The organism is Bacillus sp. FSL K6-0069 (assembly GCF_038007785.1).
In the GTDB taxonomy this organism is placed as follows: domain Bacteria; phylum Bacillota; class Bacilli; order Bacillales; family Bacillaceae_G; genus Bacillus_A; species Bacillus_A mobilis.
The window spans coordinates 1,230,725-1,247,383 of sequence record NZ_JBBOXN010000001.1 but is presented as its reverse complement, the minus strand read 5'-3'; the positions used below and the strand labels follow the sequence as shown (position 1 = coordinate 1,247,383).

Here is a 16,659-nt window from a genome sequence, read left to right as displayed (position 1 = left end):
AATTGGAACATGAAATTAGGCATTGTAATTTTTCCATCTAAAATGATTCAAGATAAAGCGAACGGATTGCGTAAACGTTATGATCCGCACTACGCATTAGTTCCGCCACACATTACATTGAAAACACCCTTTGAGACGCAAGATGAACACTTAGAATCGATTGTAAATGAGTTACATACAATCGCAAGTAAAACGAACCCTTTCACCCTTCACGTCGGAAAAGTTGGTTCATTCGCACCTGTTAATAATGTTCTTTATTTTAAAGTAGAAAAAACACCTGAACTTACTTTCTTAAATGAAGAAATGCATAGTGAATTCTTTACACAAGAACGCGAATATGCTTTCGTACCTCATTTAACAATCGGACAAGGCTTATCAGATGCAGAGCATGCTGATGTATTAGGTCGATTACGCATGAAAGATTTCTATTATGAACAACCGATCGATCGCTTCCATCTTCTATATCAATTAGAAAACGGAACATGGACTGTACACGAAACATTCCACCTTGGAAAGGGGCACAACTAATTTGCACGCACAGATCGTACAAACGGACGAACAACTAAGAGACGCATTCTCTGTACGTAAGCAAGTATTTGTGAATGAACAACAAGTTTCTGCTGCAGAAGAGTATGATGAGTTTGAAGAAGCTTCAACACACGTTGTTATATATGATAATGATGTTCCAGTTGGCGCTGGTCGTTTTCGCATACTGGATGGAATAGGAAAAATGGAACGCATTTGCGTACTGGCTTCTCATCGTAAAAAAGGCATTGGAAAAATTGTTATGGATGCACTTGAAGCGCACGCGAAGGAAAACTCGCTACCAAAATTAAAGCTGCACGCCCAAACACATGCTGAAGATTTCTATAAGAAACTTGGATATGTAACAAATTCTGATGTATTCATGGAAGCAAATATTCCTCACATCGTTATGATAAAAGAATTGTAATTTGAAAGCAGGAGGTATCCCCTCCTGTTTTTTACATTGCTATTTTCTTTTTCTTCCGCTAAAGTTAAATGTTGATGCTATAGTTTTGAAGGTGAATATATGACACAAGAAAAATTTTCACAAAAATCATTAACGCACGCTGATATTCCGCGTGCAACATATCATATTCCGAAAACATCTACCCATTTAATTATGGAAGAAGATGCGGATGCAGCGTATTTCCGCGCTCTCGAGCAACAAAATGTATTTTTAAATGAAAAACAATTAGAAGCCGTGCGAACGACAGAAGGCCCTGTCCTTACATTAGCTGGTGCTGGAAGCGGGAAAACGTCTGTTTTAACAACTCGCGTAGGTTATTTAGTAAATGTAAAACAAGTTCATCCGCGCAATATTTTATTACTTACATTTACACAAAAAGCAGCTGAAGAAATCCGAAATCGTGTAGCGAATTTACCAGGTATGAATCGTGCTGCAAGTAGCTACGTTGTTGCTGGTACATTCCACTCTGTCTTTTTAAAATTGCTTCGTAGTCAAGGATATAATCAACAAATTTTAGCAAACGAAAAACATAAGCAAATTATGATAAAGAAAATTTTAAAAGAATTACGCTTAAAAGACGATTATGATGCTGAAACGATGCTCGCTATGATTTCACTTGAGAAAAACAAATTGAATCGTCCGAAAGATGTAAAAGCAAAAACACCCGTTGAACAAGAATTTAAAGAAGTATACGAGCGTTTTGAAGAAGTGAAACAACGATATAATTATATTGATTTCGATGACATCTTATTAGAAACGTATTATATGTTAGAAAATAACGCTCCTTTACTTACCCAATTACAACAACGTTTCCACTATATTGAAGTAGATGAGTTCCAAGATACATCGTATGCACAATATGAAATTGTAAAATTGTTAGCCACGCCAAGAAATAATTTATTTATCGCAGGTGATGACGACCAGGCGATATACGGTTGGCGAGGAGCAAGTCACCAAATTATTTTATCTTTTCCAAAGGAATTTGATAACACTACGATTATCGCACTGAATACAAATTATCGATCCAATCCTTTTATCGTCGGACTTGGAAATGAAGTTATCAAACTAAATCAAGAACGTTTTGATAAAGAGCTATATTCTGTGCGCGAAGAAGGTGTACAACCTTTTTACGCAAGACCTGCTACGACTCTTGATGAAGCAAATCAAATTTTGCAGCTCATTCAAGAAAAAGTAGATAGCGGCGAACGTAACTTTAAAGATTTTTGTTTACTGTACCGCACACATTCTGTAAGCCGTTCGTTACTTGATCAGCTTACCATTCACAAAATCCCGTTTATTAAGCACGGGGCGAGTCAATCATTTTATGAACATTCTTTAATTAAGCCTGTATTAGATCATTTAAGACTCGTGATTGAACCGTTTCGATTAGAATCACTTTCCAATATATTACCAACGATGTATATTGGGCGTGATGATTGTATTTCATTTATTGAGCGTGAACAATGGAAATATGGTGAGGGCCGTTTCCCTTCTCTTCTTCATTTCTTATTATTAAATCCGAGCTTAAAACCTTTTCAAGTGAAAAAGGTAAATGAGCGTATCGATTTTATTAAATTTATAAAAGAATTAGAACCGAAAAAAGCATTAAAAGAAATTATTCATGGTAAAGGAAAGTATTTAGAGTACTTACAAAGTAATGATCGCTCTTCCTTTACGATGCATAAAGATATACAAGAAGAAATGTTAGAAGAATTAATGGAGTCTGCAACTCGTTTCACCGATATTCCAGCATACTTACAATTTATTGATGAAGCAATTCAAGGTCAAAAAGAAATGGAAGCATTAAAAACAATGCCGGAAAAAAATGCTGTTTCGCTTATGTCTATTCATAACGCAAAAGGTCTTGAATTTCCATGCGTCTTTTTACTTGGAGCGAGCGATGGTATTCTTCCTCATACTTCTTCTTTAAAAGATGCCAATGATCGTGTTACAGAGACTTCTGAAGCTTTAGAAGAAGAACGTCGATTACTTTATGTCGCAATTACACGTGCGAAAGAAGAACTTTACATTTCCTCTCCGCAATTTTTCAGAGGAAAAAAATTAGATATCTCTCGTTTTTTATATACTGCGCGAAAAGATTTACCTGAAAAGACATCCACTAAATAAGGATGTCTTTTTTTCATATTGCATTATGTACATCCCTACTATATAAATTCCCTGTTTTTATCATAAGAATTAACGTAATATCAACCATATCCCATTCATATTGTAATAGTGTATGTCAGAACTCACGATAAGGAGTGAACATAATGAGCTGCAATTGTAACGAAGATAATCAACATGATTTTGATTTCAATTGTGTATCAAATGTCGTTCGTTTTATACATGAATTACAAGAATGTGCCACGACAACATGTGGATCTGGTTGCGAAGTTCCATTTTTAGGTGCACATAACAATGCATCAGTAGCAAATACACGTCCTTTTATTTTATACACAAAAGCTGGAACACCTTTTGAAGCCTTTGCACCATCTGCAAGCCTTACTAGCTGCCAATCTCCAATTTTCCGCGTAGAAAGTATAGATGATGATGACTGTGCTGTATTGCGTGTATTGACTGTAGTTTTAGGTGATGGTACCTCTGTACCACCTGGTGATGACCCAATTTGTACGTTTTTAGCTGTACCAAATGCACGACTCGTATCAAGCTCTACTTGTCTTACTGTTGATTTAAGTTGCTTCTGCGCTATTCAATGCTTACGCGATGTTTCTATATAAAACTGAATACTAATTTAAGCATGGATTGGGTGGCAGAGTTTTCTGCCACCCAATCCATGCTTAAAAGGTATTATTATGTATTTTTCATAAAATTGGGAACTTGTCTAGAACATAGAACCTGTCCTTTTCATTAACTGAAAGTAGAAACAGATAAAGGAGTGAAAAACATGTTCTCTTCTGATTGCGAATTTCCTAACATTGATTGTGAGGCGAAACCAGCTAGTACACTACCTGCCTTCGGTTTTGCTTTCAACGCTTCCGGCCCTCAGTTTGCTTCATTATTCACACCATTACTATTACCTAGCGTAAGTCCAAACCCAAACATTACTGTTCCTGTAATAAATAATACAGTAAGTGTCGGAGATGGCATTCGAATTCAAGTAGCTGGTATTTATCAAATCAGTTATACATTAACAATTAGTCTTGATAACGTTCCTACAGCACCAGAAGCTGGTCGTTTCTTCTTATCATTAGGTACGCCGGCTAACATTATTCCTGGATCAGGTACAGCGGTTCGTTCTAACGTTATTGGTACTGGTGAAGTAGATGTATCCAGTGGTGTTATTCTTATTAACTTAAACCCTGGTGACTTAATTCAAATTGTGCCAGTTGAACTGCTTGGAACTGTGGACATCCGTGCTGCAGCATTAACAGTTGCACAAATTAGCTAGTAAAAAGCGGTATTTCTCCTTTGAAATACCGCTTTTTATATATAATAAAAAACACTCACAGTAACATGAGTGTTTCATTCTTCATAGTGTTTTATTACATTCTTCTTTTTCCCACAATTACATCCCTTTTTCTTCACAAATCCTTGTTGCTGTAATTGTTCTTGATATGCCTGTTGTTGCGCTTGGTGTTGTTGCTGTATATGATACCATTGCTGCAGGTCATATGAATTTTGCCTTGGATTATTGCTCACAGCAAACATCTCCTCTACTGTCAATTCTGTCTATTTACTATATGAACAACTCTTTATTTCCGTTCCCTCATTCTTTTAAACTCCGCTTTCTCTCATATTATAAAAATATATTATTCTCCCATAAAATATCCTGTGATCGTTTCAATAATTGCTGCTGCACCTGCAATAGCTAATAATGCAAGTAACGGCTCTGCAACGATAGGGATCCAATTATATAAAACTAATAAAAAAGCACTAACCCATACACCCGTACACCAATAACAGCTTAATAATTCACCAATCCACTTTCTTAATCCTTTACCTTTTACTTTTGTAAAAGTTGATACACTTCCATCCGGCTCTGTAATCTCTAATTCGTCAATAAACGGTCGCCGCAAAAAGGCTGTAATTTTATCATAAACAATTAAACGAGTGAGCCTAAAAGCAGCTAACGCGAAAATAAAAAATAAAAGCCAACTTGTAAACAGCATGATTCCACCTTCCCTTATCTTCTTTCGCCTATTTAAAAAAAAAGGTCTTGAGATTGTGACCAAATCTCCTCGACTCCAATATCTTATTAATGTAAATACAAACAAGAAGATAAGGAGTGACATTAATGAGTTGTAACGAAAATAAACACCATAGCTCTTCTCATTGTGTAGTTGACGTTGTAAAATTCATCAATGAATTACAAGATTGTTCTACGACAACATGTGGATCTGGTTGTGAAATTCCATTTTTAGGCGCACACAACACGGCATCAGTAGCGAATACACGCCCTTTTATTTTATACACAAAAGCTGGAACACCATTTGAAGCATTTGCACCATCTGCAAGCCTTACTAGCTGCCAATCCCCAATTTTCCGTGTAGAAAGTGTAGACGATGATAGCTGTGCTGTACTACGTGTGTTAACTGTTGTATTAGGTGATGGATCTACTGTACCACCTGGCGACGACCCAATTTGTACGTTTTTAGCTGTACCAAATGCACGACTAGTATCAACATCTACTTGCATCACTGTTGATTTAAGCTGTTTCTGTGCAATCCAGTGCTTACGCGACGTTTCTATCTAATAAATAAAGTGAACTAAAAAACTATTGGGGTGGTAGAAGCTTTCTACCACCTTTACATATTTAAAAGCCGGCCATATCAATTGATTTGATGTCTTCTATAGCTAACCTAATATCTCTCATACTATTTGGTGGCATAATAGCTACAATTCCATTACGATACGAGATGATCGATCCAATATAAGAAACGGTAGCCGTTTTTATTCTGCACCTTACTTTCGGAATATAATGAGGGCGGTTTAATAAAAAATGAATTTTCTCTTCATTATTCATATCCTTAAATGATTTATTATACGGGACTGTTCTCACTGGCTCTTGCTGTTCTTGCTGCTCTTGTACTTGTTCCTCTTCTTCTATTTCTTCTACTTGCTGCTCTTGTTGTTCTATTACCTCTTCCACAGCACTACTTACAGCATTTTCATTTCTATTTTCATTTTCATTTCTATTACGTTCTTCTCTTCGATCCTCACTTTCAAAGTTTGTTAAGATAATCCTTTTTATTTTCGGTGCAGCAAGTTCCAAACTGACTTGCGCAATATATAACAACGGTTTTCCAACTGTTGAACTTTTATTTTTATTCTTCACACTCGTCCCTCCCACTTCCATACGTAGCTGAATAAATCGTGTACTATTATAGTTATATTCATAACGTAGTAAGAACTTTCGTTAAAAATCGTTCTTTCTAAGAACAAATAAAAAGGACAATCTCAACATGTAGAGATTGTCCTTTAAAAATTACTATTATATTTATCCTAGGATATGATACCCTGAATCAACGTGAATGTTTTCTCCTGTTACGCCGCGTGCTAAATCACTGAATAAGAATACTGCTGTATCCCCAACTTCCTCTGGAGTTGTTGTACGACGAAGTGGTGCGCGCTCCTCAATTTCTCTTAAGATTGAGTTAAAGTCGCCTACACCTTTTGCAGATAACGTACGAATTGGTCCTGCAGAAATAGCGTTAACGCGAATGCCATGTTGGCCTAAATCGTTAGCTAAATATTTCACGCTTGCTTCTAATGAAGCTTTCGCAACACCCATAACGTTATAGTTTTTCACAACGCGCTCGCCGCCAAGGTATGTTAACGTTAAAATATTTCCGCCTTCTGTCATTACTTTCTTCGCTTCTCTTGCTACAGCTGTTAAAGAGAATGCGCTAATATTTTGTGCAAGTAAAAATCCATCGCGAGAAGTATCTACAAATTCACCTTTTAAATCATCACGATTTGCAAAAGCAATACAGTGTGCAACACCGTGAATTGTACCAACCTCTTGCTTGATTGTTTCAAAGCAAGCTGTAAGTTCTTCATCATTTGTTACATCACAAGGTAATACAAGTGATTCTTGTCCTTCTAATGTGTCCGCTAATTCACGAACGTTTCTCTCTAAACGTTCTCCTGCAAATGTGAATATTAATTTTGCACCTGCATTATGCAAAGAGCGAGCAATTCCCCACGCAATACTTCTTTGGTTCGCAACGCCCATAACAACAAATGTTTTCCCTTGTAATAGTTCCATGATATATCCTCCCAGAATTGCTTATACTTGTTATTAGTACCTGATACTATAATTATAGTACCATAAAACCTCTTAAAGGCAAACAAAAAAGTCATTAACTTAAATTTTGTTAATGACTTTTTGTTTCTATAAAAAACCGCTCTAATCCTTCTTCCCAAGAAGGCATTTGTGAAAAACCATTTAATCGTAGCATGTTATGTTGGAAAATAGAATATTTCGGTCTCGCTGCCGCTGATCCAAATTCTTCGGTTGAAACAGGTAATACATTCACTTTCATATTTGCATCCAAAAATATTTTTTTTGCAAATTCAAACCAAGAACATGAACCTCTATTTGACACATGATACGTACCGTATAAAGAAGTACGAATGAGCTTATTAATCATTACATTTAAATCCGCCACATAAGTAGGAGAACCGATTTGATCTGCTACAACAGATACTTCTTCTCTTTCTTTACCTAATCGCATCATCGTTTTCACAAAATTATTTCCATACTTACCATATAACCACGATGTACGAACGATAAAGTATTTATTATGTAGCTCTTTAACGAACTGCTCTCCCGCATACTTAGAAGCTCCGTATATATTTATCGGCGCCGGATTATGAAATTCATCGTATCCCTCCGGTCTGTCGCCCTGAAATACATAATCAGTGCTAATATAAACTAACTTCGCCCCTACTAATTGGGAAGCAACCGCTACATTTCGAGCTCCTATTGCATTTATTCTATACGCAATATCTTGTTCTTTCTCTGCATGATCAACCTTCGTATACGCTGCACAATGAATAATGATATGTGGCTTTATTTCTTGTACCACTTGCTGCATTCGGGATATATTTGTTATATCTAGTAACTTTTTATCAAATGGATATATGTCATATTCTTCAGGATTTAACTCTTCTTGTAGCTGCTTTCCCAATTGACCGTTTGCTCCTGTTATGATAATCCGTTCTTTCATTTATATGCCCCTTACTTTTCTTTTAGTGGTTTCCACCATTCTATATGATGTTCATACCATTCCACCGTTTCTTTCAACCCCTGTTCAAACGTATACTGCGGTTCCCACCCGAGCTCATTCTTCATCTTTTGTGCATCAATCGCATAACGACGATCATGTCCTAAACGGTCTGTAACATACGCAATGTCTTTTTTCGTTTTTCCTAAGAGAGTCATGATTTGTTCCACAACATCTATATTTGTTTTTTCATTATTTCCACCTATATTATATACTTCCCCTACACGTCCCTTATGCAGAACGACGTCAATCGCACTACAATGATCCGTTACATGTAACCAATCTCTTACATTTAATCCATCACCATATAACGGTAATTTTTTATCTTCCAACGCATTCGTAACCATTAACGGAATTAACTTTTCAGGATATTGATACGGTCCATAGTTATTGGAGCAACGCGTTACTATAACTGGTAATTGATATGTTTTATAATAAGATAAAGCTATCATGTCGGCGCTCGCCTTACTTGAAGAATATGGACTATTTGGAGCTAACGGGGTTTCCTCGGTAAATCGCCCTGTTTTCCCTAAAGAGCCGTACACCTCATCTGTTGATACTTGCACGAGTTTAATATGTGGATATTTTTTTACTAATTCTAATAAGGTGACTGTCCCAATTACATTTGTATCATAAAAAGGAATCGGATTTTCAATGCTACGGTCCACATGTGATTCAGCTGCGAAATTGACAATTACTTGTACGTCACGCTCCTTAATAACATGCTCCAGCAGCTCTCCGTTTTGAATTTCCCCTTTTACAAAAGAGTAATTCGGATGATTTCGAAGAGACTTCACGTTATTTAAATTCCCGCTATATGTTAATGCATCGAAATTAATAATTTTATATGTTTCATAGCTTTGTAACATGTAATAAACAAAATTACTTCCAATAAATCCGGCCCCACCTGTTACTAATATATTCATATAACAACTCTCCTACTCAAAAGCTATCTTCACATTCCTGGAGTAACGGTAATATTCGATCTTTATCAGACAAAATAGGACTTGTTACCGGCCATGGAATTGCTAATTCTTTATCTTCCCAAAGTAACCCTGAGTCATGCTCAGCGCTATAATACTCATCTACTTTATACATAACAATCGTATGCGGGACAAGTGTACAAAAGCCGTGTGCAAATCCTTTTGGCACTAATAATTGCCGGTGATTATCCGCGCTTAAAATATATCCTCTCCACTGTTTAAACGTTGGTGAATCTTTTCGCAAATCAACGATAACGTCATAGATTGCTCCTTGCATAACTTGAATAAGTTTCGTTTGTGCTTTCGGATTTTTTTGAAAGTGTAATCCCCGAATCGTTCCCGCTTCTGCTGAATAAGAAACATTATCCTGTACAAATGAATACGTAACTCCTAATGTTTCTAGCACCTTCTTATTATAGCTTTCCGTAAAAAAGCCACGCTCATCTCCAAATAACCTCGGTTCTAACAATTTTGCGTCGATAAAGTTTGTTTCTACAACTTTCATATTCTCACCTATTCTCCGTTAAACTGTTTACCAAAGTTTATATCCCGTGCTAACGTATTCGCCCTTTGAAGAGAAACATGAGTTCCCGCATCAGTCCACCAACCGCCCATTTCATTATAAGTAAGTACCTCTCGTTTTAAATACCAATTATTGATATCTGTAATTTCAAGTTCTCCCCTTGCGGAAGGTTTTAATTCTTTTATATAAGAAAAGACTTTCGAATCGTACAAATAAATTCCTGTAACTGCATAGGAACTTTTCGGCTCTTTCGGCTTTTCTTCAATTTCAACTATTTTTCTGTCTTGAATGTGCGCTACGCCAAATCTCTCCGGATCATCTACAGATTGCAGCAGTACTTTCGCACCTTCTTTTTGATTTGCAAACTCTTCAACGTACGGACGAATGTCATCTGAAAAAATATTATCTCCTAATATAACTACCATACGATCTTTCCCGACAAAATCTTCACAAAGTCCTAATGCTTGTGCAATTCCCCCAGCCTTATCTTGCACACGATACGTAAAAGACACACCAAACTCTTGACCGCTTCCTAAGAAACTAACAACATCTCCCATATGCTCTTTCCCTGTGATAATCATAATATCTGTAATATCGCATTGTTTCAGCTTATATACCGCATGATAAATCATTGGATAACGTCCAACAGGAAGCAAATGTTTATTCGTTACTTTCGTTATTGGATATAATCTCGATCCAGTTCCACCTGCTAAAATAATTCCTTTCATCCTACATCTCTCCCTTATGATGGAGATAGTATATCTTTGTAATGTTCTACAAACACTTTCCGATACTTCTCATATGTATCCGCATCAAACTCATCCCCATTGTAGTGAATACACCATAAATTCGCTTGATTAGGGATACCAATTAAATAACCCGCCTTTTGAAATTCTAAAGACTGCGACACATCATAAAAGTGGAATCCTTGAAACAAGTCTTCTCGCCACGGAATATCATATTGTGTGGCCATTAATAATCCATCAATTGCCTGAACTGACATAAATGATTGATTCCCATAAAACAGCTGATCTAAATTTAACAATTGATAATTTTGTCTTCTGTATTCAATCACTTTCCCCACTAAATTTTTCCCTTCCCACCATATCCCGTTGCTCGGTAAAAACTGGGCACCAGCTACGCCAATTAAACCAAGTTTTTCGTTATCTTTAAAAAGAGAAATGAGTGTATAAAACATCTCTCGATTAATAAGGTAAGTATCTTGATGTATATAAACCTTATACTTCGCGGGATATGAAAGTGCTCGGTTATATGCACTTGCCATACTTTTCGCATCTCGTATCGGAAAAATTTGTACGACATAACCAGGGGGAACAAAAAGATTTCTTATTTGTCTCTCGCATTGTTCAAATAAATCTTCATTATTTATACAAACAACGACTAATATTGTATGATCCTTCATCTTGTAGCCCCTCTATTCGTCTTGATTTACATCTGACATATAGTGCTCCACAAATATCTTTCTATACTTTTCATAGTTGGTCATATTCACATCAAAATGATAATGAATACACCACGCATCACGCTGTACAGGAACCCCAACTGTATAGCCAGCTTTTCTAAATTCAAATGATTGAGATACATCATAAAAGTCAAACCCATCAAACAAGTCTTCTCGCCACGGAATATCGTATTGCGTTGCCATTAATAAACCGTCAATACATTCAACTGGTATAAATGTTTTTGACTCATGGTACGGCCTTTCTTGACTTGCCATATAAAATAAATCATTCATATAACCAATTACTTTCCCAACAATTCCCCTGCCTATATTCCACGTTCCATTTGGAGGAACATATTGAGCTCCAACCATACCAATCATCCCAAGATGTTCATGTTCCTGAAACAATTGAAGTAATCCATATAAAAAACCTACATTTACAATAAAAACATCTTGATGTATATATATTTTATATTTCGCTGGATGCGAAATTGCTTTATTATATCCACTCGTCATACTTTCTGCGTTTCGAATCGGCATAAATTGTATCGTGTACCCTGGAGGAACTGCCAATTGTAATATATGTCGCGCACATTGTGCATACAGTTTCCGATCATTTATACACGTAACAAATAATATCGTTTTCTCTGCCGCACTCATAATTGCGATTTTTCTGCTTCAATAATATATTGAAATACAACCGTCTCAGCCATGAAGCCACTTCCAAGACGATATTTTTTACAAATTCCATATAGTTCTTCAATAAGCGGTTCATATATTTTATGATCAATATATACACGATCTACTTTACTAATCGAATAACCTGCTTTTAAAAACATTCGTAGCATTTCATTAAAAGTAAAGAAACGAATATGTGTTTTATCTAATAAACCATATTCTGTATACGTCCAATTTCCAGCGAGTAAGGGAGCTAATACTGAGATGTGAGAAACGTTCGGTATACTAGCCAAAATTACACCATTTTGCTTTAAATATGGTTTTACTTTTTCTATTACAGCCCACGGATCAAATAAATGCTCTAATACATCTCCAAATATAACGCAATCAAATTGCTCTTCCTCATACGGCATATCCATTGTTTCTATATCGCCTAAAACAACATGATCTAGTTTTTCTTTCGCTTGTTCCGCCGCCTCTGGGAATGCCTCAATTCCTGATACACGTGTACCGTTTTCTTTTATGACCGCTCCCAATGCACCACTCGAACAACCAATATCAAGAACTTCTTTCCATTCCTTTTTTATATGCTTTAATAAATTCGGATTCACTGCATTATAATAATGCCCAGACTTTTCTTCATATAAAGAATTTTTTGGAGAATTCATTTCACACACTCCTTATGCAAATTGAATTTGATATATAAACCTCATATGAAATCTATACATGTACCGATACTTTACTATATAACCAATCTATTATAGTTAGAATCATGATAAGCTATTTCTAAAAAAAGCAACCTATAACGATTTATATTGTTTATCAAAAACACTCCGAAAATATTTGCGGTTATATTCAATTGCAGCATTATTCGGAACATAAGAAGCTGCTAATTCATTGTAATAATAAGCTTTATCTTGCTCTCCTAACTTGCTATAACAAATACACATTTGTAAATAAGGGATCCATGTGTAGCTAGCTGGACTGTGAAAAGGACTCTCTGTTGCCATTGGCACTTCTGTTGCAAGTTTAAACCAAAAAATTGCTTCATTGTATTTTTCTTGTTCCATATATACATATCCTATTCTTGTACAATTCTCTCCTCTAGGGACATCATACCGAAATGACTTTACACAAGATTCAACGGCCTTCTCCCACATTCCAAGCTTTGCATAGCAATCTCCTAATTTACCACAAGCATAAATTTTCTCTTCATACCAACCTTCGTCTTGATTAAGAAAGGTTTCATATAGTAGAACTGCATCATCATATTTTTGATTATCCATAGATTCATTCGCGTAATAAAACAAATCTCTCGGACTCAATTCTTCTCCAGCTGCTACAGTATCTTGAAAAATTTTCAAATTACGGTTCGTTACTTTCTTTTCTTTTTTATGTGTAATCGCAACATCACTATTAAAAGTCTCACCAAAAACTGCTAAATACTCATGCACCTTTCCAAACCATTGAAATTGTTTTTCACGCTTTACAAGTCGATATCTTTTTGTACAATATAAAGGTTTTCCGTTACAATCCATTACAAGATGATAAGGCATCGAAACCGCATCCACATTAGAATCTAATTCTCTTTTTAATAGGGTCAATGCCTCTTGAGCATCTTCTAATAACACATCATCAGCATCTAGCCATAATATATATTCTTGCGTTGCTTTCGAAAAAGAAAAATTTCTAGCTGCCGCAAAATCATTAATCCATGAAAAGTCATATATGTTAGAGGTATATTGAGCTACAATTTCTTTCGTTCGATCAATAGAACCTGTATCAACTACAATAATTTCATCAACAATTTTTTCTACTGCGTCTAAACATCGACCTATTGTATTTTCCTCATCTCGAACAATCATACATAAACTAATTGTAATTCCTTGCTTGTTCAACATAATCACCCTCTTCCAAATCAATCATATGTTATACATACAATAAACTTTCCATTTTTTTAACTTGCACAAGTAGTTTAAGATTTCTTTTCAATAATTCAAATGTCCGTGTCATTTTCTTCCGGTTTTGCATCTACTATATAATGAACGCTTTATGGAGGTGAATTTATGTCAAATAATAATTATTCAGATGGATTAAATCCCGATGAATCTTTATCAGCTAGTGCATTTGACCCTAATCTTGTAGGACCAACATTACCACCAATACCGCCGTTTACTCTTCCTACCGGGCCAACTGGACCTACTGGTTCTACTGGCGCTACCGGATCTACTGGTGCGACTGGACCGACTGGGCCGACTGGGCCGACTGGGCCGACTGGACCGACTGGACCGACTGGACCGACTGGACCGACAGGACCGACTGGACCGACTGGACCGACTGGACCGACTGGACCGACTGGACCGACTGGACCGACTGGAGACACCGGCGCTACCGGACCTACTGGGCCAACTGGAGACACTGGTACGACTGGATCTACTGGGCCAACTGGAGACACTGGTGCGACTGGGCCAACTGGTACTACCGGACCTACTGGGCCAACTGGACCTTCTGGATTAGGACTTCCAGCAGGATTGTATGCCTTTAACTCAGCTACAGTTTCTTTAGCTCTTGGCGTTAATGATCCTGTACCATTTAATACTCTTGGATCTAGTTTTGGTACAGCAATTTCTCAAATGGATCCCGATACTTTCGTAATTAGTGAAGCTGGATTCTACAAAATTACTGTTATTGCTTATACAGCAGCAGTAAGTTTATTAGGAAGTCTTTCAATTCAAGTTAATGGAGTGAATGTACCGGGTGGGGGCACAAGCTTAATTTCACTTGGAGCTCCTATCGTTATCCAAGCCATTACACAAATTACTACAACACCATCACTCGTTGAAGCAATTGTTACAGGAATTGGATTATCACTAGCTCTTGGTACAAGTGCATCCATTATTATTGAGAAAATCGCTTAATTTTGTACTTAGCAGTAAAACTGATATCAGTTTTACTGCTTTTTCATTGGTAAATTCAATCATGAAATCTTTCTTTTCTACATAATCATAATGTTATATGACATTCCGCAGGAGGCACTTATATGGAAAATAAATCTGCTGTCCAGCTTTATCTTGAGTTATTAAAGAAAACAATTTTATTTGAAATATGGTTAGAATACGAACCATACTTACCTGCTTCTCTACATATATCTAAAGAACTATCATATGAACCAGTTACAGTTCCACTTCCTTTATTTCTTAAGCAGTACGTAGAAAATCACAATTTAAAAATCGTTGATCCTAGCGTTTCAAAAAGTGAACGACAAGGCGGCATGGATTGGCCAAGAGCAGCACACAGTATGGTTGGTCGAAAACGTATGAATCAATTACATGAGGCTATGGAAACTGTTGTCAGGGAAAATATAGAAGGTGATTTTATTGAAACTGGTGTATGGCGCGGAGGATCATGCATTTTTATGAATGGTTTTTTACAGGCAAACAATATTACGGATCGTACTGTGTGGGTCGCCGATTCTTTTGAAGGTCTACCAGCACCTAACCTAGAACAATATCCGAAAGATTACGGTGATTATTTGCACACATTCGATTACTTACGAGTTTCTTTAGAAACAGTGCAAGAAAACTTTAGAAAATACGATTTATTAAATGATCAGGTGAAATTTTTAAAGGGTTGGTTTAAAGATACCTTACCTTCAGCACCGGTAGAAAAAATTGCAATTGCTCGCCTTGATGGTGATATGTATGAATCAACGATGGATAGTCTTGTAAACTTATACGATAAAGTTTCAACAGGCGGCTATATTATTATTGATGACTACGGATTAGTAACATGCGCAGAGGCTGTAACAGATTTCAGAAATGAAAGAAACTTAAAAGCTCCTATTACGAAAATTGATGATTTCGGTATTTATTGGCGAAAAGAATAGAATTTTATTTTTTGAGGGGTTCTATCACACTACTTATTCATAAGAGCTAATTGTGTAAAGTTCCCCTCACTATAGATTGATTTATAAATCCCCTACTTTACTACAAGGACGGAGTGAATGTATGAACGAAAATGAGAAAAAAATCACATTAATTCCACCCCCAGAACTCGTTCAATATGTAGGTGGTAACTTTGAAGAAGTTGGAAAAGAGTTTATGCAGTATTTTATTGAAATTGGAAACTTAAACTCAAATGAAACAGTATTAGATATAGGATGCGGTATCGGCCGAATGGCAGTTCCATTAATGAATTATTTAAGTGATGATGGCGCTTATTATGGATTTGATTTATTCAATGAGGGAATTACATGGTGCAAAAATAACATTTCAACACGCCGCAACAATTTTCATTTTGAACATGTCGATATATATAATCAATTCTATAACCCCGAAGGAAAAGAAGATGCTTCCCAATACAAGTTCCCCTATGAAGATGATTCATTCGATTTTATTTTTTTAACGTCTGTATTTACCCATCTCCTTCCGAAAGAATTAGAACATTACGTATGTGAGATTTCACGAGTTTTGAAAAAAGATGGGAGATGTTTTATTACTTTCTTTTTAATTAATTCTGACTCTTCCTATTACTTAAATGCAGGATTAAGTACGTTAGGTTTTTATCATCAAATGGACAATTGCTATGTTCTTAATAAAGACATCCCGAATTTCGCAGTTGCCTATCCTGAGGAAGATATTCATACCCTATTAAATAAGTATGGACTAGAAGTACAGACTCCCCCCCATTATGGTTCATGGTGTAGCAGAACTGAACATACAAGTTATCAAGATATTATTCTTACACAAAAAATTTCTGAAAGGTAGTTGTAT

At 36.2% G+C, this 16,659-nt stretch carries 21 protein-coding genes; 9 read left to right on the top strand and 12 right to left on the bottom strand.

Going from position 1 to position 16,659, the window contains the following annotated elements; translation table 11 throughout:
- The first annotated feature begins 9 nt into the window (after positions 1–9).
- The 5 genes from MHB74_RS06390 (at position 10) to exsF (ending at position 4,400) form a co-directional block, all read left to right on the top strand.
- On the top strand, positions 10–528 hold the full coding sequence (locus MHB74_RS06390; protein ID WP_061678759.1) for a YjcG family protein: 519 nt from the start codon (positions 10–12) through the stop codon (positions 526–528).
- Between the two features lies 1 nt (position 529).
- Positions 530–952, top strand: coding sequence for a GNAT family N-acetyltransferase (locus tag MHB74_RS06385; protein WP_061678758.1), 423 nt, complete (start codon positions 530–532; stop codon positions 950–952).
- Between the two features lie 99 nt (positions 953–1,051).
- Positions 1,052–3,118 (top strand): ATP-dependent helicase, encoded by a 2,067-nt coding sequence (locus MHB74_RS06380; RefSeq protein WP_000191180.1) that lies wholly within the window; start codon positions 1,052–1,054, stop codon positions 3,116–3,118.
- A 143-nt stretch (positions 3,119–3,261) separates the two neighbouring features.
- The gene (gene cotY, locus MHB74_RS06375; RefSeq protein ID WP_061678757.1) at positions 3,262–3,729 is read left to right on the top strand and encodes a spore coat protein CotY; all 468 of its coding nucleotides are present in this window, start codon (positions 3,262–3,264) and stop codon (positions 3,727–3,729) included.
- Between the two features lie 167 nt (positions 3,730–3,896).
- Positions 3,897–4,400 (top strand): exosporium protein ExsF, encoded by a 504-nt coding sequence (gene exsF, locus MHB74_RS06370; RefSeq protein ID WP_061678756.1) that lies wholly within the window; start codon positions 3,897–3,899, stop codon positions 4,398–4,400.
- A gap of 74 nt (positions 4,401–4,474) precedes the next feature.
- Here the strand turns inward: exsF and MHB74_RS06365 are convergent, their stop codons facing one another.
- Together MHB74_RS06365 and MHB74_RS06360 are read right to left on the bottom strand one after the other, a co-directional pair.
- The gene (locus tag MHB74_RS06365) at positions 4,475–4,660 is read right to left on the bottom strand and encodes a hypothetical protein (RefSeq protein WP_061678755.1); all 186 of its coding nucleotides are present in this window, start codon (positions 4,658–4,660) and stop codon (positions 4,475–4,477) included.
- Between the two features lie 101 nt (positions 4,661–4,761).
- The gene (locus MHB74_RS06360; protein WP_000899662.1) at positions 4,762–5,121 is read right to left on the bottom strand and encodes a DUF1360 domain-containing protein; all 360 of its coding nucleotides are present in this window, start codon (positions 5,119–5,121) and stop codon (positions 4,762–4,764) included.
- Positions 5,122–5,246: 125 nt separating this feature from the next.
- On the opposite strand from MHB74_RS06360, the gene exsY reads away from it, so the two are divergent.
- Positions 5,247–5,705: an exosporium assembly protein ExsY gene (gene exsY / locus MHB74_RS06355; RefSeq protein WP_061678754.1), complete on the top strand. Its 459-nt coding sequence runs from the start codon at positions 5,247–5,249 to the stop codon at positions 5,703–5,705.
- Between the two features lie 60 nt (positions 5,706–5,765).
- On the opposite strand, the gene MHB74_RS06350 is transcribed toward exsY, so the two are convergent.
- From MHB74_RS06350 to MHB74_RS06305, 10 genes are all read right to left on the bottom strand, one after another.
- The gene (locus tag MHB74_RS06350; RefSeq protein ID WP_081110298.1) at positions 5,766–6,308 is read right to left on the bottom strand and encodes a CotO family spore coat protein; all 543 of its coding nucleotides are present in this window, start codon (positions 6,306–6,308) and stop codon (positions 5,766–5,768) included.
- A gap of 141 nt (positions 6,309–6,449) precedes the next feature.
- Complete coding sequence (gene fabI, locus MHB74_RS06345) at positions 6,450–7,220, bottom strand: enoyl-ACP reductase FabI (protein ID WP_002158869.1); 771 nt, start codon at positions 7,218–7,220, stop codon at positions 6,450–6,452.
- A 109-nt stretch (positions 7,221–7,329) separates the two neighbouring features.
- Positions 7,330–8,184, bottom strand: a complete 855-nt coding sequence (gene rfbD, locus MHB74_RS06340) for a dTDP-4-dehydrorhamnose reductase (protein ID WP_061678752.1) — start codon at positions 8,182–8,184, stop codon at positions 7,330–7,332.
- Positions 8,185–8,195: 11 nt separating this feature from the next.
- Positions 8,196–9,167 carry a dTDP-glucose 4,6-dehydratase gene (rfbB, locus tag MHB74_RS06335; protein WP_061678751.1) on the bottom strand — a complete coding sequence of 324 codons (972 nt, stop codon included), beginning with the start codon at positions 9,165–9,167 and terminating at the stop codon, positions 8,196–8,198.
- A gap of 16 nt (positions 9,168–9,183) precedes the next feature.
- Entirely contained in the window at positions 9,184–9,729 is a 546-nt protein-coding gene (gene rfbC, locus MHB74_RS06330) for a dTDP-4-dehydrorhamnose 3,5-epimerase (protein ID WP_061678750.1), read from the bottom strand.
- A gap of 8 nt (positions 9,730–9,737) precedes the next feature.
- Positions 9,738–10,475 carry a sugar phosphate nucleotidyltransferase gene (locus MHB74_RS06325; protein WP_061678749.1) on the bottom strand — a complete coding sequence of 246 codons (738 nt, stop codon included), beginning with the start codon at positions 10,473–10,475 and terminating at the stop codon, positions 9,738–9,740.
- A gap of 14 nt (positions 10,476–10,489) precedes the next feature.
- Positions 10,490–11,170 carry a glycosyltransferase family protein gene (locus tag MHB74_RS06320; protein ID WP_061678748.1) on the bottom strand — a complete coding sequence of 227 codons (681 nt, stop codon included), beginning with the start codon at positions 11,168–11,170 and terminating at the stop codon, positions 10,490–10,492.
- 12 nt (positions 11,171–11,182) lie between these two features.
- On the bottom strand, positions 11,183–11,869 hold the full coding sequence (locus MHB74_RS06315; protein WP_061678747.1) for a glycosyltransferase family protein: 687 nt from the start codon (positions 11,867–11,869) through the stop codon (positions 11,183–11,185).
- Positions 11,866–12,555 (bottom strand): class I SAM-dependent methyltransferase, encoded by a 690-nt coding sequence (locus tag MHB74_RS06310; RefSeq protein ID WP_061678746.1) that lies wholly within the window; start codon positions 12,553–12,555, stop codon positions 11,866–11,868. Before MHB74_RS06310 ends, MHB74_RS06315 begins: the two co-directional genes overlap by 4 nt.
- Before the next feature lie 132 nt (positions 12,556–12,687).
- Positions 12,688–13,788 (bottom strand): glycosyltransferase, encoded by a 1,101-nt coding sequence (locus MHB74_RS06305; RefSeq protein ID WP_061678745.1) that lies wholly within the window; start codon positions 13,786–13,788, stop codon positions 12,688–12,690.
- Positions 13,789–13,953: 165 nt separating this feature from the next.
- Here MHB74_RS06305 and MHB74_RS06300 point away from each other — a divergent pair, with 165 nt between their 5' ends.
- The 3 genes from MHB74_RS06300 to MHB74_RS06290 all read left to right on the top strand — a co-directional run bounded on the left by MHB74_RS06300 (position 13,954) and on the right by MHB74_RS06290 (position 16,653).
- Positions 13,954–14,805 (top strand): BclA C-terminal domain-containing protein, encoded by an 852-nt coding sequence (locus tag MHB74_RS06300; protein ID WP_340843962.1) that lies wholly within the window; start codon positions 13,954–13,956, stop codon positions 14,803–14,805.
- Positions 14,806–14,927: 122 nt separating this feature from the next.
- Complete coding sequence (locus MHB74_RS06295; protein WP_061678743.1) at positions 14,928–15,773, top strand: TylF/MycF family methyltransferase; 846 nt, start codon at positions 14,928–14,930, stop codon at positions 15,771–15,773.
- A gap of 121 nt (positions 15,774–15,894) precedes the next feature.
- A complete protein-coding gene (locus tag MHB74_RS06290; protein WP_061678742.1) occupies positions 15,895–16,653 on the top strand; it encodes a class I SAM-dependent methyltransferase in 759 nt (252 codons plus the stop codon).
- Positions 16,654–16,659 lie beyond the last annotated feature (6 nt).

Excerpts from the sequence above, each read along its gene's own strand:
- MHB74_RS06390 (WP_061678759.1), top strand. The coding sequence starts at position 10 with ATGAAATTAGGCATTGTAATTTTTCCATCTAAAATGATTCAAGATAAA.
- MHB74_RS06380 (WP_000191180.1), top strand. The coding sequence starts at position 1,052 with ATGACACAAGAAAAATTTTCACAAAAATCATTAACGCACGCTGATATT.
- cotY (WP_061678757.1), top strand. The coding sequence starts at position 3,262 with ATGAGCTGCAATTGTAACGAAGATAATCAACATGATTTTGATTTCAAT.
- exsF (WP_061678756.1), top strand. The coding sequence starts at position 3,897 with ATGTTCTCTTCTGATTGCGAATTTCCTAACATTGATTGTGAGGCGAAA.
- MHB74_RS06365 (WP_061678755.1), bottom strand. The coding sequence starts at position 4,660 with ATGTTTGCTGTGAGCAATAATCCAAGGCAAAATTCATATGACCTGCAG.
- MHB74_RS06360 (WP_000899662.1), bottom strand. The coding sequence starts at position 5,121 with ATGCTGTTTACAAGTTGGCTTTTATTTTTTATTTTCGCGTTAGCTGCT.
- exsY (WP_061678754.1), top strand. The coding sequence starts at position 5,247 with ATGAGTTGTAACGAAAATAAACACCATAGCTCTTCTCATTGTGTAGTT.
- MHB74_RS06350 (WP_081110298.1), bottom strand. The coding sequence starts at position 6,308 with ATGGAAGTGGGAGGGACGAGTGTGAAGAATAAAAATAAAAGTTCAACA.
- fabI (WP_002158869.1), bottom strand. The coding sequence starts at position 7,220 with ATGGAACTATTACAAGGGAAAACATTTGTTGTTATGGGCGTTGCGAAC.
- rfbD (WP_061678752.1), bottom strand. The coding sequence starts at position 8,184 with ATGAAAGAACGGATTATCATAACAGGAGCAAACGGTCAATTGGGAAAG.
- rfbB (WP_061678751.1), bottom strand. The coding sequence starts at position 9,167 with ATGAATATATTAGTAACAGGTGGGGCCGGATTTATTGGAAGTAATTTT.
- rfbC (WP_061678750.1), bottom strand. The coding sequence starts at position 9,729 with ATGAAAGTTGTAGAAACAAACTTTATCGACGCAAAATTGTTAGAACCG.
- MHB74_RS06325 (WP_061678749.1), bottom strand. The coding sequence starts at position 10,475 with ATGAAAGGAATTATTTTAGCAGGTGGAACTGGATCGAGATTATATCCA.
- MHB74_RS06320 (WP_061678748.1), bottom strand. The coding sequence starts at position 11,170 with ATGAAGGATCATACAATATTAGTCGTTGTTTGTATAAATAATGAAGAT.
- MHB74_RS06315 (WP_061678747.1), bottom strand. The coding sequence starts at position 11,869 with ATGAGTGCGGCAGAGAAAACGATATTATTTGTTACGTGTATAAATGAT.
- MHB74_RS06310 (WP_061678746.1), bottom strand. The coding sequence starts at position 12,555 with ATGAATTCTCCAAAAAATTCTTTATATGAAGAAAAGTCTGGGCATTAT.
- MHB74_RS06305 (WP_061678745.1), bottom strand. The coding sequence starts at position 13,788 with ATGTTGAACAAGCAAGGAATTACAATTAGTTTATGTATGATTGTTCGA.
- MHB74_RS06300 (WP_340843962.1), top strand. The coding sequence starts at position 13,954 with ATGTCAAATAATAATTATTCAGATGGATTAAATCCCGATGAATCTTTA.
- MHB74_RS06295 (WP_061678743.1), top strand. The coding sequence starts at position 14,928 with ATGGAAAATAAATCTGCTGTCCAGCTTTATCTTGAGTTATTAAAGAAA.
- MHB74_RS06290 (WP_061678742.1), top strand. The coding sequence starts at position 15,895 with ATGAACGAAAATGAGAAAAAAATCACATTAATTCCACCCCCAGAACTC.